We start from the raw sequence: 24347 nt of genomic DNA, 5'->3' as shown, positions 1-24347 counted from the left end.
GTACCTTGCCGGGACCCCCGTTCGGGCCCCCCTTGGCACGGTTCACTTTGACGTGCTCCGTGCCAAGGAGCGGCAGACGATACAGCGTCGCGTCAGGCAACCGCCGAGTTGTTCATCTTCCGGGTGGAGATGATCTGGTCGATCAGGCCGTACGAGAGCGCGTCCTCGGCCGTGAGGATCTTGTCGCGCTCGATGTCCTCGCGGATCTTCTCGATCGGCGTGGTGGAGTGCTTGGCCAGCATGTCCTCCAGCTGACCGCGCATCCGGAGGATCTCGTTGGCGGCGATCTCCAGGTCCGAGACCTGACCGCGGCCGGTCTCGCTGTACGGCTGGTGGATCAGCACGCGCGCGTTCGGCAGGGCCATGCGCTTGCCCGGCGTACCGGCGGCCAGCAGGATGGCGGCCGCGGAGGCGGCCTGGCCCATGCAGACCGTCTGGATGTCCGGCTTCACGAACTGCATGGTGTCGTAGATGGCCGTGAGCGCCGTGAAGGAGCCGCCGGGGCTGTTGATGTAGACCGAGATGTCGCGGTCGGGGTCCATCGACTCCAGGCACAGCAGCTGCGCCATGACGTCGTTGGCGGAGGCGTCGTCGATCTGCACGCCGAGGAAGATCACGCGCTCCTCGAAGAGCTTCGCGTACGGGTCGTACTCACGCACGCCCTGCGAGGTGCGCTCGACGAAGCGCGGGATGACGTAGCGGGACTCAGCACGAGGACCGGTGTACTCGGCCTGCGTGCGGGCGTAGATGCCGCTGCCGGGGAAGTCGTTCACTGTGTCTCCTGGAAGCCTGAAAGGGGCTGAGGCGTCGACTGGGGGGCTCGAGGGGCTCGCGCGCCGGCGTACGGCGGCGAATACCGCGTACGTCGGCCCGCACCGTCCCGAGCCTGTTACGCCGCCCCGGTGCCGCCGCCGCCCGGCATGCCGGCCGCGGTGGGCATGATGTCGTCGATGAGGCCGTACTCCTTGGCCTCGATCGGGTCGAACCAGCGGTCACGGTCGGAGTCGCGGGTGATCTGCTCCACGCTCTGGCCGGTGTGGAAGGCGGTCAGCTCCGCCATCCGCTTCTTGGTGTGCAGCAGCCGCTCGGCGTGGATCTTGATGTCCGACGCGGAGCCCGCGAGGCCGGCGGAAGGCTGGTGGATCAGGATCTCGGCGTTCGGCAGGGCGAAGCGCTTGCCGGGGGTGCCGGCGCTGAGCAGGAACTGGCCCATCGAGGCCGCCATGCCCATGGCGATCGTCACCACGTCGTTCTTGATGTACTGCATGGTGTCGTAGATCGCCATGCCGGCCGTGATCGAGCCGCCGGGGCTGTTGATGTAGAGGTAGATGTCCTTGTCCGGGTCGGAGGCAAGGAGCAGCAGCTGCGCCGTGATCTTGTTGGCGATGTCATCGTCGACCGCCTGGCCGAGGAAGATGATTCGCTCGCCGAGCAGTCGGTTGTAGACCTGGTCGCCGAGGCCACCACCGATGGGGTCGCCGGCAGCTGTGGGCATCAGATTCGTCACGTATCCACCTGCTCGTCTTGCGACGGCGCCGGGCCGTCTCACGTCTTCTGCTCAGGCCTGGGGCCCCACCCGCACCGCCCCGGGGCGGCTTCGGGGACTCCCCTGCCCTCGTATTCATGGACCCTAACGCGCGGGTCCCTCCGGAGAATCCCGCAGAAGGAACTGTTCGCTGTGAGCGCATGTGCTGCGCTGGCTTGACCGGGGTTCACTCGGCGCCGTTCGCAGGGGCGACCCGGGGTGCGCGGGGGCGCCCACGGGGCTGCCTCGCGAGGCGCGGGGGGGCGGACGCGGCGCCTCGGGCCGAGCGCACCGTTCCCCGCCCCCTGAGGGCGCGCTACGGGGCGGTCGCGCCTCGGGCTTGCCCGGTGTGCGGGGCGCCGTGCGAACGGCCCCTACGGGACCTCAGGCGCAGGCGCGTCTGCCGGGGGCTGCACGGAGGCGGGTGCGGGTCGTCGGGGGCCGGTCGCGCCGTTCCCCGCGCCCCTGGTAACCGCGACGGGCCCCCGGGACTGCTGTCCCGGGGGCCCGTCGCGGTTACCGCAGGTTGATCAGGCCTCGGGCTTGGCTTCCGGGGTCTCGTCCGTGGACTCGGCGGGGGCCTCGACGGTCTCGGCCGTCTCGTCCTCGTCGTCCAGGTCGACGATCTCGCCGTTGGTGTCCTTGACCGTGGCGGCCTCGACGACGACCGCGAGGGCCTTGCCGCGGGCGACCTCGCCGACCAGCATCGGGACCTGGCCGCCCTCGACGACGGCCTGGGCGAACTGGTCGGGGGACATGCCGGAGGAGGCGGCGCGCCGCATGAGGTGCTCGGTGAGCTCCTCCTGGTTGACGTTCAGCTTCTCCTTGTTGACGAGCTCGTCGAGGACGAACTGCGTCTTGATGCCCTTGACCGCGGCTTCCTCGGTCTCGGCGTCGAACTCTTCCTCGGTCTTGCCCTGGATCTCCAGGTACTTCGCGAGGTCGAGGCCCATCTGGCCGAGCTGGTGGTGCTCGAGGTTGTGCTTGCGGGTCTGGATCTCGTCCGCGAGCAGCTTCTCGGGGACCGGGACCTCGACCAGCTCGAGCAGCTTCTCCAGGACACGCTCCTGGGCCTGCGTGGCCTGGTCGTACTGCTTCATGTTCTCGAGGCGCTTGCGGCTGTCGGCCTTGAGCTCGTCGAGGGTGTCGAACTCCGACGCGAGCTGCGCGAAGTCGTCGTCCAGCTCGGGCAGTTCACGGGCGGCGACCTGGGTGACCTTGACGGTGACCTCGGCCTCCTTGCCGGCCGCCGAGCCGCCCTTGAGCTCGGAGGTGAAGGTGGCCTCGCCACCGGCCTCCACGCCCTTCACGGCCTCGTCGATGCCGTCCAGCAGCTCACCGGAGCCGATGGTGTAGGAGACGCCGGAGGCGACGCCGTCCTCCAGGATCTCTCCGTCGACCTTGGCCTCCAGGTCGAGGGTGACGACGTCACCGTCCTGGGCGGCGCGCTCGACCGGGGACGTCGAGGCGAAGCGCTCGCGCAGCTCGGTGACGGCCTTCTCGACGTCCTCGTCGCTGACCTCGACGGCGTCGACCTCGACCTCGATGCCGGAGTAGTCCGGGATCTCGATGGTCGGGCGGACGTCGACCTCGGCGGTGAAGTTCAGCGTCTCGCCGTCCTTCAGCTCGGTGATGTCGACCTCGGGCTGGCCGAGGACGTTCAGCTCAGCCTCGTTGACCGCTTCGGTGTAGAACTTCGGGAGCGCGTCGTTGACGGCTTCCTCGAGCACGGCGCCACGACCGAACCGCTGGTCGATGACGCGCGCCGGGATCTTGCCCTTCCGGAACCCCTTCACCGTGACCTGCTGGTTGATCTTCTTGTACGCCGCGTCGAGGCTGTCCTTGAGCTCCTCGAAGGGCACCTCGACAGTGAGCCGAACCCGAGTCGGGTTCAGGGTCTCCACGGCGCTCTTCACGGTTCGGTCTCCTTGTGGCTGACTTCTTGGGGGTTCTGCGTGCCTCTGCCGGTCGGGCAGAGCCTCTGAGGATTCGCGGCCCTTGAGAGACATGACAGTGCAGACATACGGGCGCGCAGTTTGCATACTAGCCGCAGGCGGTACACGCCCCAAAAGGAGATCGGGGGATCCCCGGCGTTCCTTGCCGGAACCAGCCGTCCTGACGAAGATCCAGGTGGTCGGGGTGGCGGGATTTGAACCCACGGCCTTCCGCTCCCAAAGCGGACGCGCTACCAAGCTGCGCCACACCCCGTCGGTGCGACACGTAGGGTACATGCCCGCAGGCCCGGCGGCGGGCCCATTTTCCCCGCGTGCGCGGCGCCCGCGGAGGAAGTGCGTGACGGGTGTGCGGCGAGTGGGTGCGACCCGCTACGATGCCTTCTGTGCCGCGGTCACTGACCTGCGGCGCGAGCCGTGCGGGCGTAGCTCAATGGTAGAGCCCTAGTCTTCCAAACTAGCTACGCGGGTTCGATTCCCGTCGCCCGCTCCAGACGACGTAGGGCCAGGCAGAGGATCACTCCTCGGTCTGGCCCTCTGTCGTGTCGTGGGTACCGTCCGTCGCCGGCGGACCGGCCGGCGTGCGGCTCCGTGAGAGGTGCGGGGACCGGGGCGCCGGGAGCGGGCCTCGGCGTCCTGGTCGACCGGTACATGGCGACACCGGTGGTGCGGGGTCGCGGAGCCGGCGCCCGGCGCGCGCCCCCCGCTCGGCGGTCGACGCGCGCGCCGCTCACCGGAGGGGCGCCGGCCGGGCCCGGGCGGGCGGGCACCCCGGGGAGGGCTCCCGGTCAGAAGCTGATCGAGTTGATGGTCTCCGCTATCGAGTTCAGGAACCGGTTGATGGACGGAGCCATCCCGGTCGAGGCGAGGAAGAAGCCGAAGAGCACCGCGACGATGGCGGGCCCCGCCTTGATCGATCCCCCTCGGATCAACACCACCAGGATGATCGCCAACAGCAGCACCACTGACAGCGAAATGGCCACAACTGATCACACCCTACGGTCGGTTCCGCTCTACCGGCCCGGGAGCGCCAGCCCCGCGCACCCCCGCCAGAACCATCGTGCCACCAACAGGCCCGCCGTATGCGGCTGGTGAGGCAACGTCGGTCGAGGAGAGCTGGAGTCCGCGTCGCCGCACGGGCCCCACGAGACGCAACGGCGGCTGCCCGCACTGCAATTCGAGGGTGACCCCGCATCAGGAATTCAGCGTGATCGTTTCCATGCCCACACATCCTGTTCGCAGGTAATTCGAATTGTCGCCGCGGGCACACCTGGTGAGCCGAAGACAGGCAACGGAAGTCTCCGGAAACGGACATTCCACAGGAGTCGCCCGCGAGTGTTATGCACCATTTAGTCAGGATGAAGAGGGACACAACGGGCGGACAGGTTCTGCCGATCGATGATCGGACTGTGTTCGGATTCGGATGTTGACTTCGCCAAATCGGGGGTATGCGCAGGCGAAAGCAGTAATCACACCCAGGGGTTTTACGAAATCCCGCAGACAACGCTAGGGTGCCTCAGATGTTCCACGCTGCCTCGTCCCCCGCAAGTGCAGCGAGGTCACGGACCGACCCGCCGAGTTCCTGGTGGGAGGGCCTGTGACGAACTCGTTGCGTCCGCACGGCCACGACAGAGCGCCGCTCCCCCCGGCACAGCCGCCGGTGGACGGAGTCCCGAGTCCGCGCTCGCCCCACCCCGCACCGCCGGCCGCACACACCGCCTCCCCGGGCGGCAGGCCGGTCAAACAGCGCGACGCCTTCTTCGACAACGCCAAGTACCTGGCGATCGTCCTCGTCGCGATGGGTCACGCCTGGGAGCCGCTCACCGACCACAGCCGCGCCGCGGAGGCGCTGTACATGGTCGTGTACACCTTCCACATGCCGGCGTTCATCCTCATCTCCGGCTACTTCTCGCGCAGTTTCGACATGCGCCCCGACCGGCTCCGGCGGCTGGTCACCGGCGTCGCCGTGCCGTACGTCCTCTTCGAGGTCGCGTACTCCCTCTTCAAGCGGTTCGCGGACGACGACCCGACGCACCCCATCAGTCTGCTCGACCCCTGGTACCTGACCTGGTTCCTGGTCGCCCTGTTCGTGTGGCGGCTGACCACCCCGCTGTGGAAGGTCGTGCGCTGGCCGGTGCCGCTCGCGCTCGCCGTCGCCGTCCTGGCCTCGGTCTCGCCCGACATCGGCGACGACCTCGACCTGCAACGGGTGCTGCAGTTCCTGCCGTTCTTCGTCATGGGCCTGTTCATGAAGCCCGAGTACTTCCAGCTGATGCGGCGCCGTGAGGTCCGTCTGCTGTCGCTGCCCCTCTTCGCGGCCGCGCTGGCGGTGGCCTACTGGGTGGGCCCGAAGATGAACTCGGCCTGGTTCTACCACCGGGACAGCGCTCAGGAGCTGGGTGCCCCGTGGTGGGCCGGAGTCGTCATGACGCTCGCGCTCTTCGGCTGCTCGATGGTGCTCACCTCGTGCTTCTTCGCCTGGGTGCCGCGCCGGCAGACGTGGTTCACGGTGCTGGGCGCGGGCACGCTGTACGGCTACCTGCTGCACGGCTTCCTCGCCAAGGGCTCCCGCTTCTGGGGCTGGTACGACAGCTACGCCTGGCTCCAGCAGCCGTACGGCGAGATCTTCGCGACGCTCTTCGCGGCCGCGGTCATCACGGTGCTGTGCACGCCGCCTGTCCAGCGGATGTTCCGCTGGGCGATGGAGCCGAAGATGGAGTGGGCGTTCAAGCGGGACGCCACGGAGCTCGCCCGCGAGCGCGCCAGGGCCAACTCGGCCCGGTAGCGCCCGCGGTGGCCCTCACGCGGGCGGCAGGCCGAGAAGCGCGCGCATCGTGGCGTACTTCTTGGCCAGCCTGGCCCGCGTGTGCTCGTCGAGGGCCGCGAGCCGGGCAGGGTCGCCGTTGTGCGCCAGGTCCGCCGCCTTCACCACCAGAGCGCCCGGGGTCGAGCGGACGCGTGCCGCGTACGACTCCGGGGGCTCGTCCTCGCCCTTGGTGAGCGCGAGGACGATGTCCTTCGTGCGCTGCGTCAGCGCGGCGCCGTTCAGCCACTCGCGGGTGAGCACGCCGTCCTCGACGGCGTCGTGCAGCCAGGCCGCCGCCACCTGCTCGTCGTCGCCGCCGCGCTCGCGCACCCCCTCCGCCACGGCCTGGAGGTGCTCTGCGTACGGCCGGCCCGCCTTGTCGCTCTGCGCGGCGTGCGCCGTGCGGGCGAGGGCTTCGACTTCGGCCAGGGTCAGGAGAGTCTGCGTCACGCCTCCAGTGTCTCCCAGGGCCCGCCCGCACCGCCCCGGCAGCCGCTCAGCGGGCCGAGGTGGGTCCGTCGCGGCAGATCAGCAGCAGCGCCCGGTCGTCGTTGACGTCCTTGGCCACCGCCTCGATGAGGTGCCAGGCGGCGCCGTGGAAACCGCCCGCCACATAGCGGTCAGCCTCTCCGGTGAGGCGGTCGATGCCCTCCACGATGTCGCGGTCGGCGGTCTCCACCAGCCCGTCCGTGAACAGCATCAGCACGTCCCCCGGGCGCAGCGAGCCCTTCACCGGGTCGAACTGGGCGCCGTCGTACACCCCGAGGAGGGGTCCCTCGGCCACCTTCTCCTCCCAGCGGCCGCTGCCCGCGCTGAGCTGGAGGCCCGGCGGGTGCCCGGCGGAGAACAGCTCGTAGTCGCCGGAGTCCAGGTCGAGGACCAGGTGGATGGAGGTCGCGAAGCCCTCGTCCCAGTCCTGGCGCAGGAGGTAGCCGTTGGCCGCGGGCAGGAAGGCGTGCGGCGGCAGCGAGCCGAGCAGGCCGCCGAAGGCGCCGGACAGGAGCAGCGCGCGCGATCCGGCGTCCATGCCCTTGCCGGAGACGTCGGTGAGGACGACCTCCAGGGTCCGCCCGCCGTTCGTGCGGGCCGCCACCACGAAGTCGCCCGAGAAGGACTGTCCGCCCGCGGGCCGCAGCGCCATCTCCCGGTGCCAGCCCTGCGGCAGCTGGGGCAGCTTGCTCTGCACCCGGATGCGCTCGCGCAGGTCGAAGAGCATGGTGCCGCCGCGCCGCCAGGGCACCCCGACACGGCTGCGGAACTGGGCGATCAGCAGTCCGAAGAAGCCGCAGGCCGCGACGACGAGCACGACGCCCGGCGTCACCCGGGACGGGCCCTGGGTGTACGGGCCGAGCCTGACGGACTCCACGATCAGCGCCGTGGCCGCTGCGGCGTACAGGCCGAGCAGGCTGGCGGGGCGCAGCAGCAGCCCGCCCGCGACGATCGGCAGGACGAGCGCGGCCGGTGAGCACCACACCGAGTTGACCATCGTGGTGGACGCGATCACCGGGATCATCAGCAGCAGACCGACCAGCGCGATCCAGTCCGAACCGTCTCCGCGGAAGTAGTCGACGGCGGATCTGCGCAGGGCGGTGCGGACCCGGTGCCACTGCTTCTTCAACCGGGCCGTGAACGTCTCGGCGGCCGTGCGCCGCTCTCGTCCTGCTGCCATTGCTCGGGACCCTATCCATCGGACCAGCCCCTTGGCACGGGAGGTCCCACTTGTCCCCCGTCCGAGCGCTCAAGTTCACAGAGAACTTCGCGGAAGAACCGTTCCGGTAACCCGGGCGAAATTCCCTCGCTCGCACCGCATTGCCCTGATAGGTATGGCTCATGACCACTGACGTGCGGGTGCTGCGGAAGAACGAATGGGACGCCTGGTACGGGAATCTCCTTCGCGCCTTCGGCGGGGTGGACGAGTCGTCCGAGGAGCGCGAGTTGTGGAACGCGCTCACCGAATACGACCGCTCCCTCGGTGTCTGGGACGGCGACGCGTGCGTGGGCACCGCGGGCGCGTTCACCTTCCGTCTGTCGGTCCCCGGCGGCTCCTGCGTGCCCGCCGCGGGCGTCACGATGGTGAGCGTGGCCGCCACCCACCGGCGGCGCGGGGTGCTGACGTCGATGATGCGCCGGCAGCTGGACGACGTGCGCTCCTGGGGCGAGCCGGTGGCCGTCCTGACCGCCTCGGAGCCGGCGATCTACGGCCGGTTCGGCTACGGCACCGGCACCATGAACCTGAACGCGGAGATCGACACGGACCGGGTGCGGCTGACGGTGCCGCCCGGCACCGACGACGTACGCCTGCGGTACGCGCGTCCGGCCGACGTGCTCGACGCCTGCGAGGCCGTGTACGCGGCGCAGGTGCCGCTGCGTCCGGGCATGCTGGCCCGCCGGCCGGGCTGGGAGCGGGTCCCGCTGCTCGACCCCGAGGGCGAGCGGCAGGGCGCCTCCCCGCTGCAGTGCGTGGTCGCCGAGCGGGACGGCGAGGTCGTCGGCTACACGCGCTTCCGGGTGAAGCCGGAGTGGACGATGTCCGGGCACAGCGGGATGGTCGTCCTGGAGGACCTGGAGGGGCTCGACCCGGTGGCGCGGGCCGCCCTGTGGCGGTTCCTCTTCGGCATCGACCTGACGTCCACGCTGCGCACCAAGGGCCGTCCGGTGGACGACGGCTGGCAGTACCTGGTGTCGGACGTGCGGCGGTGCAGCATGCGTACCAGGGACTCGATGCACGTGCGGCTCGTGGACGTCGGTGCCGCGCTGGAGGCCCGGACCTACCAGGCCCCGGTGGACGTGGTGTTCGAGGTGGAGGACGCCTTCTGCCCCTGGAACGCGGGGCGTTGGCGGCTCACCGGTGACACGAAGGGCGCGTCCTGCGCGCCGACCCGGGATGCGGCCGATCTCGCCCTGACCGTGCGGGAGTTGGGGTCGGCGTACCTGGGCGGGGTGTCGCTGGCCGCCCTCGCCGGGGCGGGGCTGGTGCGGGAGCTGCGCCAGGGCGCGCTGGCCGAGGCGTCCGCCGGGTTCACCTCGCCGGTCGCGCCGTGGCTGCCGCACGGCTTCTGACGGTCAGCGGGTCTGGCAGGCCGGGCACCAGAAGAGGTTGCGGGCGGCGAGAGGGGCGGTGCGGATCTCGCCGCCACAGATGTGGCAGGGCAGCCCGCCCCTGCGGTACACGTAGACCTCGCCGCCGTGGTCGTCGACGCGCGGCGGGCGGCCCATGGCCTCGGGGGTGTGCTCCGGGCGGACGGTGTCGATGCGGTTGTGGCGGACGCCCTCGCGCATCAGGGCGACCAGGTCGTCCCAGATCGCGTCCCACTCGGCGGGCGTGATGTCCTTGCCGGCCCGGTAGGGGTCGATGCCGTGCCGGAAGAGGACCTCGGCGCGGTAGACGTTGCCGACGCCGGCGACGACCTTCTGGTCCATGAGCAGGGCGGCGACGGTCGTACGGCTGCGGGAGACGCGCCGGTACGCCTGCGCCGGGTCGGCGTCGGGCCGCAGCGGGTCGGGGCCGAGACGGTCGTGCACGGCCTGCTTCCCGGCGTCGGTGATCAGGGCGCAGGTCGTCGGGCCGCGCAGGTCGACGTAGGAGGTGTCGTCGGCGAGGCGCAGGCGGACGGTGTCCGTGGGCGGCGGGGCCGGGGCGGGGCCGAAGGCGACCTTGCCGAAGAGGCCGAGGTGGATGTGGATCCACTCGGACGCCCGGAAGCCGAGGAAGAGGTGCTTGCCGTGCGCGTCGGCGGACTCCAGGACGGTGCCGTCGAGCAGGGCGGCGGCGTCCGCGAACTTGCCCTGGGGACTGGTGACGCGGACGCGGCGGCCCCGGAAGGCGGCCGCGTAGTCCTCGGCCAGCCGGTGAATCGTGTGCCCCTCGGGCACGGGTCCTCCCCCGTCGTACGTTCTTGGAGGACGGCCGGGTCTCCCCCTCCGCCCTTGCCCGTCCCGTGACCGGGGGCCGCGCCCCGAGCCGCCGGGTCGCGCCGTCGCGCTCGCCGTCGGACGCCGGACGGGCCGGTTCGGGCTCCGTCCGGCGCTCCCGGGCGGACTACTGCTGCGGGTGGTGGGAGGGGATCTCGGGGAGGTCGCCGGTGGTCTCGTAGGACGAGAGCATGTCGATGCGGCGGATGTGGCGCTCGTCGCCGGAGAACGGGGTGCCGAGGAAGATCTCGACGAACTTCGTGGCCTCTTCGCGCGTGTGCATGCGGGCGCCGACCGACATCACGTTGGCGTCGTTGTGCTCGCGGCCCAGCGCGGCGGTCTCCTCGCTCCAGGCGAGGGCGGCGCGGACGCCGGCCACCTTGTTCGCCGCGATCTGCTCGCCGTTGCCGGAGCCGCCGATCACGATGCCGAGGGAGCCCGGGTCCTCCGCCGTGCGCCGGGCGGCGCGCAGGCAGAACGGCGGGTAGTCGTCCTGGGCGTCGTAGATGAGCGGTCCGCAGTCGACGGGCTCGTGACCGGCGGCCTTGAGCCACTCGACGAGGTGGTTCTTGAGTTCGAAACCGGCATGGTCGGAGCCGAGATACACGCGCATGCTCCGAGTGTGACACGGCTGTCCCCGTCCGGCCTCGCCGGGTGCCGCCCGAGGAAAAGTGTGGTCCGCATCGCATAACCTCAGGAAAACCTCAAGTAACGATCCGGATTCAAAGGTTCACGAATTCTCTGGCCTCCGTTTCACTGGACCGACTCGTACACCGCTCGTATGAGGAGCCGTACACCGCTCGTACGGGAAATCTGCACGCTCGGCACAAAGGAATTCGTCCCATGACCTCGCAGCCGACCCTGTCGAAGGCCGGAAACGGCCCGGAGAGCCCCGGAGAACCCGGTGGCGGACTCCAGGCCGGACTGAAGAACCGCCACCTGTCGATGATCGCCATCGGCGGTGTCATCGGAGCCGGACTCTTCGTCGGCTCCAGCACCGGAATCGCCACCGCGGGCCCGGGCATCCTCCTGTCCTACGCCCTCGTCGGCACCCTCGTGGTGCTCGTGATGCGCATGCTCGGCGAGATGTCCGCCGCCAATCCCACCTCGGGCTCCTTCTCGGCACACGCCGACCGCGCGCTCGGCCGCTGGGCCGGGTTCTCCATCGGCTGGCTGTACTGGTTCTTCTGGGTGGTCGTGCTGGCCGTGGAGGCCACCGCCGGGGCCAAGATCCTCGAAGGCTGGATGCCGGGCGTACCCCAGTGGGGCTGGGCGCTCATCGTGATGGTGGTGCTCACCGCGACCAACCTTGTCTCGGTCGGCAGTTACGGCGAGTTCGAGTTCTGGTTCGCCGGGATCAAGGTCGTCGCCATCGGCGCGTTCATCGTGGTGGGCGGCCTGGCCGTCTTCGGCGTGCTGCCCGGCGTCGACGCGGACAAGGCGGGCCTCGGCAACCTGACCGAGCACGGCGGCTTCCTGCCGCACGGGCCCGGCGCGATCCTCACCGGTGTGCTGCTGGTGGTCTTCTCCTTCATGGGCAGCGAGATCGCCACCCTGGCCGCCGGCGAGTCGGAGGACCCGCAGCGCGCGGTCACCAAGTCCACCAACAGCATCATCTGGCGGATCGGCGTCTTCTACCTCGGCTCGATCCTCGTCGTGGTCTCGCTGCTGCCGTGGGACGACAAGTCCATCGCCGAGGACGGCTCGTACGTCGCCGCCCTGAACTCCCTCGGCATCGCGCACGCCGGCCAGATCATGAACTTCATCGTGCTGACCTCGGTGCTGTCCTGCCTCAACTCGGGCCTCTACACGGCCTCCCGGATGGCGTTCTCCCTCGGTGAGCGCGGGGACGCGCCCAAGGCGTTCGCGCGGACGACGGCGCGCGGTGTGCCGATGACCGCGATCGTCGTCTCGGTCGTGTTCGGCTTCGTCGCCGTCTTCTTCAACTACAAGTTCCCCGACTCGGTCTTCCTCTTCCTGGTCAACTCCTCCGGTGCGGTGGCCCTGTTCGTGTGGCTGGTGATCTGCTTCTCCCAGCTGCGCATGCGCAAGATCATCGAGCGTGAGGCGCCCGAGAAGCTGGTCGTGCGGATGTGGCTGTACCCCTACCTCACCTGGGCGACCGCCGCGCTGATCGTCTTCGTGCTCGGCTACATGCTGACCGACACGGAGCACGACGGACGCGAGACCGTGCTGCTGTCGCTCCTCGTCGCGGCCGTGGTCCTGACGATCGCGCTGATCCGCCAGAAGACGGGTGCCGGCCGGGCCGCGCACCCGGTGGCGGCCGCCCGTCCGCAGGACGAGGCATCCGGCGAGGCCGGCGCCTGACGCCGAGCGGCGAGAGGTGTGACGACGGGGCCCCGCGGCGCTTGCCGCGGGGCCCCGTCCGTCTACCGTGCGGAGTCGCCCTCGCGGGTGCCGGGCCGTGTCTTGCCGACGCCGGTGCCGGGTGAGGGTGCCTTGCGGACGCCGGTGCGGTGCGAGTGACATGCCGACGCCAGGGCCCGGTGCGGGTGCCGTGCCGACGCCGGTGCCGGGTGCGGGTGTTGCCGCCGGGGCCCGGTGCGTGTGACGTGCCGACGCCGGTGCCTGTGCGGGTGTTGGCGCCGGGCGCGGACCGGGTGCCGTCACAGGATCGTGAAGCTGTCCTTGACCTTCTCGTAGGTCCGCAGCGCCCGGCTCTCGTCGTCGGGCTGGTACCAGGTGTTGATCTGGTACGACTTCCCGTCGGCGTCGAAGCCCAGCAGGCGCGCGTGCCAGTGCACGCCCTTCATCGTGAACGTGTACTCCCACACCACCGCGGGCCGGCCGCGGAACGTCGTCCTCTCCAGGCGGACCTTCCGGTAGTCCTGCCCCTGGTGGGCGTTCTGCTCCGAGGTCCGCCAGGTCTTCATCAGGTCGCCCCGGGCGAGGGCGGACTTGGCGACGAGTTCCTGCGCGCCGTCCGGCGAGGTGTAGTGCACCTCGGCGCCCGTCTTCAGATCCCGGCGCCAGCCCTCGGGCGTCACCCACGCGAAGCCGCCGGCCTCCCGGTGCGCCCCCGGCGGCAGACTGGGCGGGCGCGAGGTGCCCTCGACGGTGGGCGTGGGGGACGCGGTGCCGCCGGTGCCGGTGCCGGTGTCGGCGGTGACGGACGACACCGACGACCGTGGCAGGGCGCCGTGGCCGTGGCCGCCGAACGGGCCGTTCGTGGCCGTCAGCACGAGGGCGGTGACGGCACCCGCGAGGACCGCGGCGGCACCGGCGAGCACCGTACGGCGACGGCCCGTCCGGGAGGCGGACGGCTGGGCGGGGCCCGGGAGTTCACCCGGCGGTGCCGGGCGGCGCGCGGGTGTCCCCGGCGTCGGGCGGACCTCCGTCGGCGCCTCGGCGAGCCCTCCGGTGGAGGCGTTCACGGCCTCCGGCGGGGCTTCCGCGGAGGCGCTCACCTTCTCCGGTGGGGTCGGTGCGGGGGTGGTCGGCTTCTCCGGCGGGGCTTGAACGGGGGCAGGGGCGGACGCGGGCGCTTCTTCCGGTGCGGCTTGCGCGGGGGTGCGCGCCGGTTCGGTGGGCGGGGCGGTGGGCTCGGGGTGCGCGGGCCGGTCGGGTACCGGTACGGGGACGACGGTCGGGGTGGGTGCCGCCGGGACCGCGTCCTGCACGGGGGCCGGCCGCATCAGGGCGCGCGTCGGCGATTCGGCACGGACCGGGGGCGGGAAGGTTTCCGCCGGATCCTGTGCCGGTCCCGGTGTCGATGCTGCGGGCTGGGACTTCCCGGTGCCGCGCTTTTCGGGGGCGGGGTGCGGGTCCCCATGGTCGGGCTGTGAGGTCCGGGCGAGGCCGGGGCCGGGATGGCTCCGGGGCTCCGGGAGCGGGTCGGTTCCGGGACGGGAGGTCGGGTCCGTCCCGGGCTTCGGGGCCGGATGCCCCGGGGGACCGGGGGCCGGGTCGGGATGCGTCCAGGGACCGGGGGCCGGGTCCGTCGCGGGTGCGGGTCCCGTCTCCGTGTCGGTCCTGGTGGCGGTGCCGAGCCTGGGGTCGGGGTCGCTCCCGGGCCTCGGGTCAGGTCCGGGTCCCGCCCTGCTCCCGCTCCCTCGCCCGGGGCCGGATCCGGGTTCGCCGCCGGTCCCGGTACCGGGGCCGCTCCCGGGTGCGGGCATCGTCGCGGAGCCAGGCGCCGGCCCGGGACCGGGCACCGTCCCGGGATCAGGCACCGTCTCGGCCGGCTCCGGCGTCCGCACCGGGAACGCGAGCGGGGCCAGAGCCTCCTCCAGTTCCGCCAGACCGGGGCGGACGGACGGTTCCTTCTCCAGAAGGGCGGCCAGGACGTCCCGCACCTCCCCTGCGGAGGAGGGCAGTTCGGGCTCCTCGTACAGCACGGCGTGCAGTGTCGCCAGCGTCGTCGAGCGGGAGAACGGGGAGCGTCCGCCAAGGGCCGCGCACAGCGTCGCGCCCAGGGACCACACGTCGGACGGCGGGCCCTGCGGCTGCCCCGACACCCGCTCCGGTGCCATGTAGTCGGGGGAACCGACGAGCATCCCGACCATGGTCAGTGCCTTGGCGTCCTGCATCGCGGCGATACCGAAGTCGGTGAGGACGATCCGGTGGCCGCGCCGCTCGACCAGGACGTTGCCCGGCTTGATGTCCCGGTGCAGGACTCCCCCGGCGTGCACCTGGCGCAGTGCCGCGACCAGGCCGAGCCCGAGCCGCGCCGCCTCGCGCACCGTGAGCGGCCCGTCGGCCGCCACGATCTGTTCGAGGGAGCGGCCGTCGACCAGCTCCATGACGATCCAGAGCCGCTCGCCCTCGTCCACCACGTCGTAGATGCGGACGACATTGGGATGGTCTATCCGGGCCGTGGCCCTCGCCTCGCGCAGCGTGCGTTCGCGGCGGGTGCGGGTGTCCTCCTGGTCGAGTCCGTCGATCCGCATCTCCTTGACGGCCACCGGCCGGTCGAGCATGTCGTCGGACGCCCGCCACACCCGCCCCATTCCCCCCTGGCCGATGCTTTCGACCAGCCGATATCGGCCCGTCACCAATAATCCCGGAACACCGCCGTACGCATTTCCCGGCAACCCCCTGCACCCCCTCCGCACCCGCCGCGAACGTCCGCAACAGCAGAAACACAATGGTCACACTTCAGGCCGTACCAGCATAGTGCGGAGAAATCTTGTGGTACCTCTTCAAGTACTGCGAATTCAGGCGCAGCCAAGGGGGACGAACATGAGTTCTCGTCACACGACGACCATCGCGGGATCGCTGCTCACGGCATCTTTCTCGGCCGTGATGATCCTTTCCTTCACCGCCGTCGCTGACGACACGGGACCGGAGAGCAGCAAGGGGGGAAAGGCGGTCGACAAGGCACCGGCGGGCGTACGGCTGACCACGGAGCTGCCGGAGAGGATCTCGGTCGACAACAGTTCGGAGAAAGCGTCGATTACCGCCACGGTGAAGAACGGGGGAAGCAAGGAAAGCGACAGCATCCGGCTTTTGGTGGTCGGTTTCGACGGCCTGCGCGTCAAGAACGTCGAAGGCTGCACCGCCATTGCCGCGAAGGATCTTCCCGAAGGGTCGAACAGCGGTTTCAGTTGCGCCGTGGGAAAGCTCGCGGCCGACGCGTCGAAGTCGTACGACGTCGATGCGACGTTCGATCTGGGAAAGACCGGGAAAATCTGCCTGCCGGTCCAGGACGCCGCGGGAAAGAAGACGTTCTGGCAGCAGGGACCGGTCCCGTTCGGCACGACCAACCCGTCGCCGAACGCGCCCGCCACCCCGCTGCTCCTCGGCACCGACAACCAGCCGGCGGCCCCCGGCGGCGACGAGCTGCCGAGGACCGGTGCCGGGGACGACGTCCTGCCGCTCGGCGCGGTGGGTGCGGCGCTCCTCGCGGCGGGTGCGGCGGGCCTGTGGTGGACGGGCCGCCGCCGACCGCGGCCGTGCTGAGCGGGTGAGCGACTGAGCCGGGGACCGTCCCCGCGCGCCGGGCGGGCCGGGTGCCGTACGCGGCCCGCCCGGCGTCCACGAAAAGCTGACGGCACCTGTCAGGTTGTGCGTCCACCCTGCGTCCATGAGCACTGTGGAGAGCAACCCCGGCAAGCGGGTCCTGCGGCCCGGCGACGCGGGCTACGAGGAGGAACTCGCCGGATTCCAGACCGGTTTCACCCGGCGCCCCGCCGTGGTCCACGCCGTGACCTGTGCCGACGACGTGGTCGCGGCGGTGCGTCAGGCCGCGGCGGCGGGCCTGAGGGTCGGCGTCCAGGCCACCGGGCACGGGGTGCCGGGCGGCGCCGCGGGCGGCGTACTGATCAGCACGCGGCGCATGGACGCCGTGACCGTCGACGCCGGGGCGCGCACCGTGCGCGTCGAGGCCGGCGTCCGGTGGGGCGACGTGGTCGCCGCGGCCGCGCCGTCCGGGCTCGCCCCGCTGAACGGCTCGTCCCCGGGCGTGGGCGCCGTCGGATACACCCTGGGCGGCGGACTCGGCATCCTCGCACGGGAGTTCGGGTACGCGGCCGACCACGTCCGGTCGCTCGACGTGGTCACCGCGGACGGGCGGCTGCGCCGGGTGACCCGGGCTTCCGACCCCGACCTGTACTGGGCGCTGCTAGGCGCGGGGCACGCCTTCGGTGTCGTCACCGCGCTGGAGACGGCCCTCGTCCCGGTGGCCCGGCTGTACGGCGGCTCGCTCGCCTTCGACGGGCGGCGCGTCGACCCGGTGGCCGTGCTGCGGGCGTACGAGCGCTGGACGCGGACCGTCCCCGACCGGCTGACGTCGTCGTTCGCCGTCGTGCCGTATCCGGACGTGCCGGCGCTGCCGCCGGTCCTGCGCGGACGCCGGGTCGTCTCCGTGCGCGTCGCGTACACGGGCCCGGCAGCCGAGGGCGAGCGGCTGGTCGCCCCGCTGCGGGAACTCGGTCCGGTGCTCGCGGACTCGCTGCGCGAGCTGCCGTACGCCGAGAGCCACACCATCCACGGCGACCCCGACTTCCCGCACACCTACTACGGCGACAACGCGGTGCTGAGCGAGCTGGACGTCGACGCGGCGGCCGGACTGCTGTCACTGACCGGCGCGGGGGCGTCCCCGATGACCGTCGTGCAGATCAACCAGCTGGGCGGAGCGCTGGCCCGGTCGGCGCCGAACTCGGTGCCGCACCGCGAGGGGCGCTTCCTGGTCCGGGTGCTGGCGACGGCCGGCCGGGACCGGGCGCGGGCCCGGCTGGACCCGGCTCTCGCGCTCCTGGAGCCGTGGACCATCGGACGGGCCGTCAACTTCGTGTTCGGCGCGGGCGACCGGCGCAGGGGGCTGTACGGCCCCGGAACGCGCGAGAGGCTCGCCGGGCTGGCGTCGCGCCACGACCCGGCGAGCCTCTTCGGCGGGGTGTGAGGGATCAGCGGTCGAGGAACTTCCAGGCGGTGGGCAGGACGCCCATCGCCAGGGCCGCCTTCAGGGCGTCGCCGATCAGGAACGGGGTGAGGCCCGCCGCGATCGCCGCGGTGAGCGACATGTCGGCGGCCAAGGCGAGGTACGGGACGCCGATCGCGTAGATGATCGCCTCGCCGAGGAGCATCGCGCCCGCCATGCGCGGGACCGAGCGGTCGGCGCCGCGGCGGGCGAGGGCGCCCACGACGGTGGCGGCGAGGAGCATGCCGAGGATGTAGCCGAACGACACGCTGACGCCCGAGGTGCCGCCCGCGAACCACGGGACGCCGGCCAGGCCGAGGAGGGCGTACAGGGCGAGGGAGAAGAGGCCGCGGCCGGCGCCGAGCGCGGTGCCCACGAGCAGGGCCGCGAAGGTCTGACCGGTCACCGGCACCGGGGAGCCCGGCACGGGCAGGGCGATCTGGGCGGCGAGCCCGGTGAGCGCGGCACCGCCGGCCACGAGCGCCACGTCCCGGACGCGGGAGGCGGGCAGCAGGTCGGCGAGGACCTGGCGGGGGCGGGTGGTCACGGCAGCGGTACTCATGGGGACTCCGGCGGCTTCTCACGATTCGGGACACCGTGACGCTATCCCAGCGCCGTCGGGGCGATCACCGTCAGCGCTCGACAAAGGGGGGAACACGCGCTTGGTGCCCTTCCGACAAAGGATGGCGTGTACACCCGCCGCGGCGTGATGCTGGTCACTGCGGTGGCGTCGGTTCGCCCACGATCAGGGGCGGAGCGGGAACTGTAGGGTCCCGCCAAACGGCCTTCGCGCCGACGCCGGTCCGTTCCCCGGTACGGGGGCCTGGCCGGAAAGGGGGCGCAGGCTCTACGCTCCCAGCCATGGTCGCCCAGTCCGAGAACTTCGCCTCACGTCGCTATGTCGACCTGCGGCGCCAGGGCACGGCCACCTGTCGTCCGGACTGAGGCGGGCGGAGCGGATCCGGCTCGCCGACACGTCGAGCGCAGTGCCGGACCGACCTCCGAGGACGTTTGCCATGCCCCGTTCCCTCACGCTCACCCCTCCCCGCCAGGCGGCGCCCGCGGCCGTGCGCCGCGCCGTCGACAGCGACCGGCGCAGGACCAGCGCCAGCGTGATCCTGCGGTCCGTGCTGGAGCACGGACCCGTCGCCCGCAGCACCATCGCCCGGCTGACCGGGCTCTCCCCGGCGTCGGTGACCGACTACTGCGCCCGGTTCGCCGAGCTCGGCCTGATCCGGGAGGCGTCCGCTCCCCGGCGCTCGAACGGCGTCGGACGCCCGCACGTACCCGTCGACCTGGACGACTCCCGTTTCGTGGTGGGCGGGGTGCACGTGGCGGTGCCGTACACCACGGTCGCGCTGCTCGACCTGCGCGGCCGGGTGGTCGCCGAGCGGCGGCTGGACCACGAGGGCACCGCACCGGAGCGGCTGCTGGCGAACGCCGCCGACGGCCTCGACGCGCTGCTGGCCGGCCACCCCGCGGCGACGGCGCTCGGGGTGGGGGTGGCGACCGGGGGCTGGGTGGACCGGGACTCGGGGACCATCGTGGAGCATCCGCTCCTCGGCTGGCGTGACGTGGCCGTGCGCGAGGCGGTCGGGGCGCGCACCGGGCTGCCGGTCCATGTGGACGGGCACGCGCGGGCGCTGGTGAACGCCGAGCGGCTGTTCGGGCGGGCGCGGGGCAGCCGGAGCGTGCTGCACCTGTTCGTCGGCAACGTGGTGGACGCCGCCTTCGCCACCAACGACGAGGTGCACCACGGCCCCCGTTCGCAGGCCGGGGCGATAGCGCACCTGCCGCTGGCGGGCGGTACCGAGCGGTGCGCGTGCGGGCGGACCGGCTGCCTCCAGGCCGAGTTGAGCGAGCGGACGCTGTGCGCGCGGGCGCGTGCGGAGGGCGTCGGCGGCACGGACGACCCGATGCGGGTGGTCGCCGCCGCGGCCGCCGGTGACCCGGTCGCCGCGCGGCTGCTGGTGGAGCGGGCCCGGCTGGTCGGCCGGGCGGCGGCGCTGCTGCTCGACGTCCTCAACCCGGACACCGTCGTGGTCACCGAGATCGGCGTCATCCACCGGGAGGACTGCCTGGCCGCGCTGCGCGAGGAGGTGGGCGCCGAGCGGGCGGCGGCGGTCGTGCCGACCGGTTTCCCGGACTCGGTGCTGGCCGTGGCGGGCGGAGCGGTGGCGCTCGACGTGCTCTACCGGGACCCGTTGGGCGCCTCACCGGGGGCGACTTAATTCAGAAACTCGGAATGTTGACAGGCGTTGGGCGTGGCCAGGAACATCCTTTTCATGAGCAGCGCGCAGGACTTCTCCCCGGTGTTCCGGTTGCGGCAGGGCCGCGACCGGAGCGCCGGCGGCGCGCTGTCACCGGTGCGGCGGGTCCCGCTCACCAGGTGCCGGGTCATCGACCTGATGCGGGTCGGACGCACCCTTTGTTGCTGACGCGTTGACGCCCTGACGTCCCGTCAATTCCCGTCAATTGCCTGCCGTACGGAGACGCTCCGGCGTCCTTGCGGCACGCCTCCTCCGCTCCGCACGTCCCGCGACCGTTCCCGGCCGCGCCCCGGGCGTGTGCCCTCTCCCCGTGCGTGACCTCCGCCCCGGGCTTCGCCCTGCCCGGAATCCCGCTCGCTCTCCGCCTCATGAACTCCTGGAGTCCTGCCATGCCACCACTGTCCGCGTCCGGTGCCGACCGACGGCGGTTCCTGTCCTCACTGCTCGGCGCAGCCGCAGCTGCCGGGCTCAGCGGCTGCGCCGGGAGCAGCGCGGCCGACACGGGCACCAAGGGGTCCACGTCCGCCCCGCTGAAGACCGACGTCCCCGCCGGCACCCGCCTGAAGATCGCCTCCTACCAGGGTGTCCAGCAGCTGCAGTTCAAGCTGGCGGGCCTGTCCGACCTGCCGTTCGAGGTCGCCGACTGGCCCAACATCGGCGCCGGCCCCGACGTCATCAACGCCTTCCGCGCCAAGTCCCTCGACCTCGCCAACAACGCGGGCATCCCGCCCATCCAGGCGCACTACCAGGGCTTCGACGCGAAGATCGTCGCGATCAACGTCACCCGCAAGCCGAACTACCTCTTCGCCACCAAGCCCGGCAGCGACATCCAGGACGTGCGGGACTTCAAGGGCAGGCGGCTCGCGTTCTCGCAGGGGCAGGCGCAGGGCGTCGTCCTGCTGCGCGCCCTGAAGAAGGCCGGGCTGAAGTACGACGAGGTGGAGCTGGTGCCGCTGACCAGCAACCAGTTCCTCACCGCGCTCCAGGCCGGCCAGGTCGACATCGCCCCGCTCGCCAACAGCCAGGCGCCGGCCTACCTCAAGCAGTACCGGGCCAAGGGCGCGCACACCATCAAGACCGACGTCGTCGACCTCCTCAACCTGCTGTGGGCGCCCACCTCGGTGCTGGCCGACCCCGCGAAGGCCGCCGCCGTGGCCGCGTACATCCCGCGCTGGGCGAAGGGCCAGGTCTGGGCGTACGAGCACCCCGACCGGTGGAACGAGGAGTTCTACGTCAAGACGCAGAACCTGACCCTCGCCCAGGCGCGGTCGATCACCGAGCTGGCCAACAAGCCGTACTTCCCGCCGAGCTGGGACGGCGCGGTGGCCTGGGAGCAGGAGACGGCGGACCTGCTGGCCGAGGGCGGCTTCGTGAAGGCGTTCAAGGTCGGCTCCCTCTTCGACCGCCGCTTCGAGGACATCGCCGCCAAGGCCGTCCCGGCCGAGTACCGGAGGTGACCGCCGTGACCACCACCGCACCGGCGCCCGCCGCCGTCTCCCCCGCCGCCGCACCCGCCGGGACACCCGGCCGGAGGAAACACCGCACCCGGCGCCGCGGGCTGGCCCCCGGCCGGCGGCTGCCCGCCTCCCGGCTCATCGGCCCCGCGCTGTTCGCCGCGCTGTGGGCCCTCGCCTCCGCCGCGGGACAGCTGGACCCCGGCGCGATCCCGGCCCCCTGGACGGTGCTGCGCACCGCCGGTCACCTGTGGACCGACGGCACGCTCCCGACCGACGTACTGACCTCGCTGCGCCGCGCCGCCTACGGGTTCGCCCTCGGGCTGACCGCCGGGGTGACGCTGGCACTGGCGGCCGGGCTGAGCCGGGTCGGCGAGGCGCTGATCGACGGGACCGTGCAGCTCAACCGGGCGATCCCGACGCTCGGACTGATCCCGCTGTTCATCCTGTGGCTCGGCATCGGCGAGACCTTCAAGATCGCGATCATCGCCATCGTCGTCTACATCCCGATCTACCTGAACCTGCACGCCGCGCTCTCCGGCATCGACCACCGCTTCGTCGAACTGGCCGAGGTGCAGGGCCTGTCGAGGGTCCGGTTCATCCGGCAGATCGTCGTCCCGGGCGCGCTGCCCGGGTTCTTCGTCGGGCTGCGGCTCGGGGTGACCGGCTCCTGGCTGTCGCTCGTGGTGCTGGAGCAGATCAACGCCACCAGCGGCCTCGGCTATCTGATGTTCCAGGCCCAGAACTACGGCCAGACGGACGTGATCCTCGTCGGCCTGCTCATCTACGGCGTCTTCGGTCTCGTCTCCGACACCGCGGTGCGCCTCGTCGAACGGAGGGTGCTGTCATGGCGACGCACACTGAGCAACTGACCCGGCCGGCCGTGCGGCTGCGGGGCCTGACCCGCTCCTTCGAGGAGCGCACGGTCCTCGACGGCATCGACCTCGACCTGCCGCCCGGCCAGTTCACGGCACTGCTCGGGCACAGCGGCTCCGGCAAGAGCACCCTGCTGAGGGCCATCGCCGGACTCGACCACGACGTCAGCGGGAGCGGTGAACTGACCGCGCCCGAGCGGGTGTCGGTGGTCTTCCAGGACTCCCGGCTGCTGCCCTGGCGGCGGGTGCTCGACAACGTGCTGCTCGGCACGGACGGCAGGGAGGCCGCCGAGCGCGGACGCGCCGCCCTCGCCGAGGTGGGGCTCGCCGGGCGCGAGCGGGCCTGGCCCAACGAGCTGTCCGGCGGTGAGGCCCAGCGCGCCGCGCTGGCCCGCTCCCTGGTCAGGGAACCCGAACTCCTGCTGGCCGACGAGCCGTTCGGCGCCCTGGACGCGCTCACCCGGATCCGGATGCACACCCTGCTGCGGGAGCTGTGGGAACGGCACCGGCCCTCCGTCCTGCTCGTCACCCACGACGTGGACGAGGCGATCGTGCTCGCCGACCGGGTCCTCGTCCTCGACCGGGGCCGCATCGGCGTCGACCTGGCCATCGAGCGCCCGCACCCGCGCTCGTACCGCGATCCGCTGCTCGGCGAGTACCGCGAGCGGCTCCTGGAGGCGCTCGGCGTGACCGGGCACCACGCGGACACGGAACCGCGCGAGAGGCACGACCGGCAGCCCGAGGTCCACACGGACCCCGTACGAGAGCAGGAGACCACCCCGTGACCCGGCGCAGACTGCACCTGAACGCGTTCCTGATGAACACCGGGCACCACGAGGCCTCCTGGCGGCTGCCCGAGAGCGACCCGCACGCGAGCGTCGACCTCGGGCACTACCGCGACCTCGCCCGCATCGCGGAGCGCGGCACCTTCGACTCCCTCTTCCTCGCCGACGGCCCGGTGCTCTTCAACAGCGTCGGCCAGCGTCCGTCGGGCGCCCTGGAACCGATCACGCTGCTCACCGCCCTGGCCACCGCCACCGAGCACATCGGCCTGATCGCCACCGCGTCGACCTCGTACAACTCGCCCTACAACCTGGCCCGCAGACTCGCCTCCCTGGACCACCTCAGCGGCGGGCGCGCGGGCTGGAACATCGTGACCACCGCCGGCGCCGAGGCCGCGCGCAACTTCGGGCTCGACGACCAGCCGGCCCACGCCACCCGCTACGAGCGCGCCGCCGAGTTCCTGGACGTGGCGCTCAAGCTCTGGGACAGCTGGGAGGACGACCTGGTCGTCGCGGACAAGGCGGCCGGGGTCTGGGGCGACGAGCGCAAGATCCACCCGCCGCGGCACCGGGGGACGTACTTCGACGTCGAGGGCGCGCTCAACGTGCCGCGCTCGCCGCAGGGTTACCCGCTGCTCGTCCAGGCGGGCTCCTCCGAGAACGGCAGGCGGTTCGCCGCGCGGTACGCGGAGGCGGTCTTCACCGCCCAGCAGACCCTGGGCGACGCGCAGGCGTTCTACGCCGACCTCAAGTCCCGTACGGAGCGGGCCGGGCGGGACCCCGACCACATCAAGATCCTGCCCGGGATCGTCCCGGTCATCGGGTCCACCGAGGCCGAGGCCCGCCGGCACGAGGCGGTCCTGGAGGACCACATCGTGTACGAGCACGGCCTGGACCGGCTCGCGCACCTGCTGCGCGTGGAGCCCGGCACGCTCGAACTCGACGCGCGACTGCCCGCCGACCTCCCGCCGGAGAGCGCCATCGAGGGTGCCAAGAGCCGCTACACGCTCGTGGTGGAACTCGCCCGGCGCGAGCGGCTCACCGTCCGGCAACTCATCGGGCGGCTCGGCGGCGGACGCGGCCATCTGACGTTCGCCGGCACCCCGGAACAGGTGGCCGACGCCATCGAGGACTGGTTCCGGCTCGGGGCGGCCGACGGCTTCAACATCATGCCCGCCGTACTGCCGTCCGGCCTCGAACTGTTCGTCGACCACGTGGTGCCGCTCCTGCGCGCCCGCGGCCTGCTGCGCACCGAGTACGGCCCCCGCCGGACCCTGCGCGAGCGCTACGGGCTGCCGCGGCCCGCCAACCAGTACGCCACCCCGGCCCTCGCCGCCCACTGAGCCGTCCCCGAGGACCGGGCCGACCCGGACGAACCGCCGGTCACGCC

General features: G+C 71.9%; 21 protein-coding genes and 2 tRNA genes. 12 read left to right on the top strand and 11 right to left on the bottom strand.

The annotated features are described in order from the left end of the window. Nucleotides 1–92 precede the first annotated feature (92 nt). The 4 genes from ACZ4VA_RS02050 to ACZ4VA_RS02035 all read right to left on the bottom strand — a co-directional run bounded on the left by ACZ4VA_RS02050 (nt 93) and on the right by ACZ4VA_RS02035 (nt 3733). Nucleotides 93–773: an ATP-dependent Clp protease proteolytic subunit gene (locus ACZ4VA_RS02050; RefSeq protein WP_355791635.1), complete on the bottom strand. Its 681-nt coding sequence runs from the start codon at nt 771–773 to the stop codon at nt 93–95. A 116-nt stretch (nt 774–889) separates the two neighbouring features. Then, nucleotides 890–1495 (bottom strand): ATP-dependent Clp protease proteolytic subunit, encoded by a 606-nt coding sequence (locus ACZ4VA_RS02045; RefSeq protein WP_183116939.1) that lies wholly within the window; start codon nt 1493–1495, stop codon nt 890–892. 560 nt (nt 1496–2055) lie between these two features. Continuing rightward, on the bottom strand, nt 2056–3441 hold the full coding sequence (tig, locus tag ACZ4VA_RS02040; protein WP_356165059.1) for a trigger factor: 1386 nt from the start codon (nt 3439–3441) through the stop codon (nt 2056–2058). A gap of 215 nt (nt 3442–3656) precedes the next feature. Continuing rightward, nucleotides 3657–3733: transfer RNA gene (locus ACZ4VA_RS02035), tRNA-Pro, on the bottom strand. Between the two features lie 163 nt (nt 3734–3896). On the opposite strand from ACZ4VA_RS02035, the gene ACZ4VA_RS02030 reads away from it, so the two are divergent. Beyond that, nucleotides 3897–3970 (top strand) — tRNA-Gly (locus ACZ4VA_RS02030). A gap of 295 nt (nt 3971–4265) precedes the next feature. Here ACZ4VA_RS02030 and ACZ4VA_RS02025 read toward each other — a convergent pair. Continuing rightward, nucleotides 4266–4460 carry a hypothetical protein gene (locus tag ACZ4VA_RS02025; RefSeq protein WP_016435177.1) on the bottom strand — a complete coding sequence of 65 codons (195 nt, stop codon included), beginning with the start codon at nt 4458–4460 and terminating at the stop codon, nt 4266–4268. A 614-nt stretch (nt 4461–5074) separates the two neighbouring features. Here ACZ4VA_RS02025 and ACZ4VA_RS02020 point away from each other — a divergent pair. Further along, entirely contained in the window at nt 5075–6262 is a 1188-nt protein-coding gene (locus ACZ4VA_RS02020) for an acyltransferase family protein (protein WP_355793219.1), read from the top strand. 15 nt (nt 6263–6277) lie between these two features. Here ACZ4VA_RS02020 and ACZ4VA_RS02015 read toward each other — a convergent pair whose 3' ends face one another. Together ACZ4VA_RS02015 and ACZ4VA_RS02010 are read right to left on the bottom strand one after the other, a co-directional pair. Continuing rightward, a complete protein-coding gene (locus ACZ4VA_RS02015; protein ID WP_355793217.1) occupies nt 6278–6733 on the bottom strand; it encodes an HD domain-containing protein in 456 nt (151 codons plus the stop codon). A gap of 46 nt (nt 6734–6779) precedes the next feature. Further along, on the bottom strand, nt 6780–7952 hold the full coding sequence (locus tag ACZ4VA_RS02010; protein WP_356165054.1) for a PP2C family protein-serine/threonine phosphatase: 1173 nt from the start codon (nt 7950–7952) through the stop codon (nt 6780–6782). 161 nt (nt 7953–8113) lie between these two features. Between ACZ4VA_RS02010 and ACZ4VA_RS02005 the strand changes: the two genes are divergently transcribed. Beyond that, nucleotides 8114–9343, top strand: a complete 1230-nt coding sequence (locus tag ACZ4VA_RS02005; RefSeq protein WP_468079295.1) for a GNAT family N-acetyltransferase — start codon at nt 8114–8116, stop codon at nt 9341–9343. Between the two features lie 3 nt (nt 9344–9346). Here ACZ4VA_RS02005 and ACZ4VA_RS02000 read toward each other — a convergent pair whose 3' ends face one another. Next, nucleotides 9347–10156 (bottom strand): Fpg/Nei family DNA glycosylase, encoded by an 810-nt coding sequence (locus ACZ4VA_RS02000; RefSeq protein WP_356237694.1) that lies wholly within the window; start codon nt 10154–10156, stop codon nt 9347–9349. A gap of 166 nt (nt 10157–10322) precedes the next feature. Next, nucleotides 10323–10808, bottom strand: a complete 486-nt coding sequence (locus ACZ4VA_RS01995; RefSeq protein ID WP_355789153.1) for a ribose-5-phosphate isomerase — start codon at nt 10806–10808, stop codon at nt 10323–10325. A 230-nt stretch (nt 10809–11038) separates the two neighbouring features. On the opposite strand from ACZ4VA_RS01995, the gene ACZ4VA_RS01990 reads away from it, so the two are divergent. Further along, nucleotides 11039–12523 (top strand): amino acid permease, encoded by a 1485-nt coding sequence (locus tag ACZ4VA_RS01990; protein ID WP_355789150.1) that lies wholly within the window; start codon nt 11039–11041, stop codon nt 12521–12523. 299 nt (nt 12524–12822) lie between these two features. On the opposite strand, the gene ACZ4VA_RS01985 is transcribed toward ACZ4VA_RS01990, so the two are convergent. Continuing rightward, complete coding sequence (locus ACZ4VA_RS01985) at nt 12823–15210, bottom strand: serine/threonine-protein kinase (protein ID WP_468079292.1); 2388 nt, start codon at nt 15208–15210, stop codon at nt 12823–12825. 187 nt (nt 15211–15397) lie between these two features. Between ACZ4VA_RS01985 and ACZ4VA_RS01980 the strand changes: the two genes are divergently transcribed. Continuing rightward, a complete protein-coding gene (locus ACZ4VA_RS01980) occupies nt 15398–16117 on the top strand; it encodes an LPXTG cell wall anchor domain-containing protein (RefSeq protein ID WP_468079290.1) in 720 nt (239 codons plus the stop codon). A 124-nt stretch (nt 16118–16241) separates the two neighbouring features. Further along, the gene (locus tag ACZ4VA_RS01975; RefSeq protein WP_468079288.1) at nt 16242–17558 is read left to right on the top strand and encodes an FAD-binding oxidoreductase; all 1317 of its coding nucleotides are present in this window, start codon (nt 16242–16244) and stop codon (nt 17556–17558) included. A gap of 4 nt (nt 17559–17562) precedes the next feature. Here the strand turns inward: ACZ4VA_RS01975 and ACZ4VA_RS01970 are convergent, their stop codons facing one another. Then, on the bottom strand, nt 17563–18138 hold the full coding sequence (locus tag ACZ4VA_RS01970; RefSeq protein ID WP_389389537.1) for a biotin transporter BioY: 576 nt from the start codon (nt 18136–18138) through the stop codon (nt 17563–17565). Between the two features lie 454 nt (nt 18139–18592). Between ACZ4VA_RS01970 and ACZ4VA_RS01965 the strand changes: the two genes are divergently transcribed. The 6 genes from ACZ4VA_RS01965 to ACZ4VA_RS01940 all read left to right on the top strand — a co-directional run bounded on the left by ACZ4VA_RS01965 (nt 18593) and on the right by ACZ4VA_RS01940 (nt 24300). Continuing rightward, nucleotides 18593–19807: an ROK family protein gene (locus tag ACZ4VA_RS01965; RefSeq protein WP_356165038.1), complete on the top strand. Its 1215-nt coding sequence runs from the start codon at nt 18593–18595 to the stop codon at nt 19805–19807. A 54-nt stretch (nt 19808–19861) separates the two neighbouring features. After that, nucleotides 19862–20014 carry a hypothetical protein gene (locus ACZ4VA_RS01960; RefSeq protein ID WP_355794538.1) on the top strand — a complete coding sequence of 51 codons (153 nt, stop codon included), beginning with the start codon at nt 19862–19864 and terminating at the stop codon, nt 20012–20014. A gap of 221 nt (nt 20015–20235) precedes the next feature. Then, entirely contained in the window at nt 20236–21303 is a 1068-nt protein-coding gene (locus ACZ4VA_RS01955; protein ID WP_355794536.1) for an ABC transporter substrate-binding protein, read from the top strand. Next, complete coding sequence (locus ACZ4VA_RS01950) at nt 21300–22172, top strand: ABC transporter permease (protein WP_389389539.1); 873 nt, start codon at nt 21300–21302, stop codon at nt 22170–22172. Before ACZ4VA_RS01955 ends, ACZ4VA_RS01950 begins: the two co-directional genes overlap by 4 nt. Then, entirely contained in the window at nt 22148–22960 is an 813-nt protein-coding gene (locus tag ACZ4VA_RS01945) for an ABC transporter ATP-binding protein (protein ID WP_355793865.1), read from the top strand. Before ACZ4VA_RS01950 ends, ACZ4VA_RS01945 begins: the two co-directional genes overlap by 25 nt. Further along, nucleotides 22957–24300 (top strand): LLM class flavin-dependent oxidoreductase, encoded by a 1344-nt coding sequence (locus ACZ4VA_RS01940; RefSeq protein ID WP_356165031.1) that lies wholly within the window; start codon nt 22957–22959, stop codon nt 24298–24300. The genes ACZ4VA_RS01945 and ACZ4VA_RS01940 overlap by 4 nt, the downstream gene beginning before the upstream one ends. Nucleotides 24301–24347: the final 47 nt, after the last annotated feature.

The sequence above is a fragment of the Streptomyces sp. NPDC028308 genome (assembly GCF_055565855.1).
This window is presented reverse-complemented; position numbering and strand designations above follow the sequence as displayed.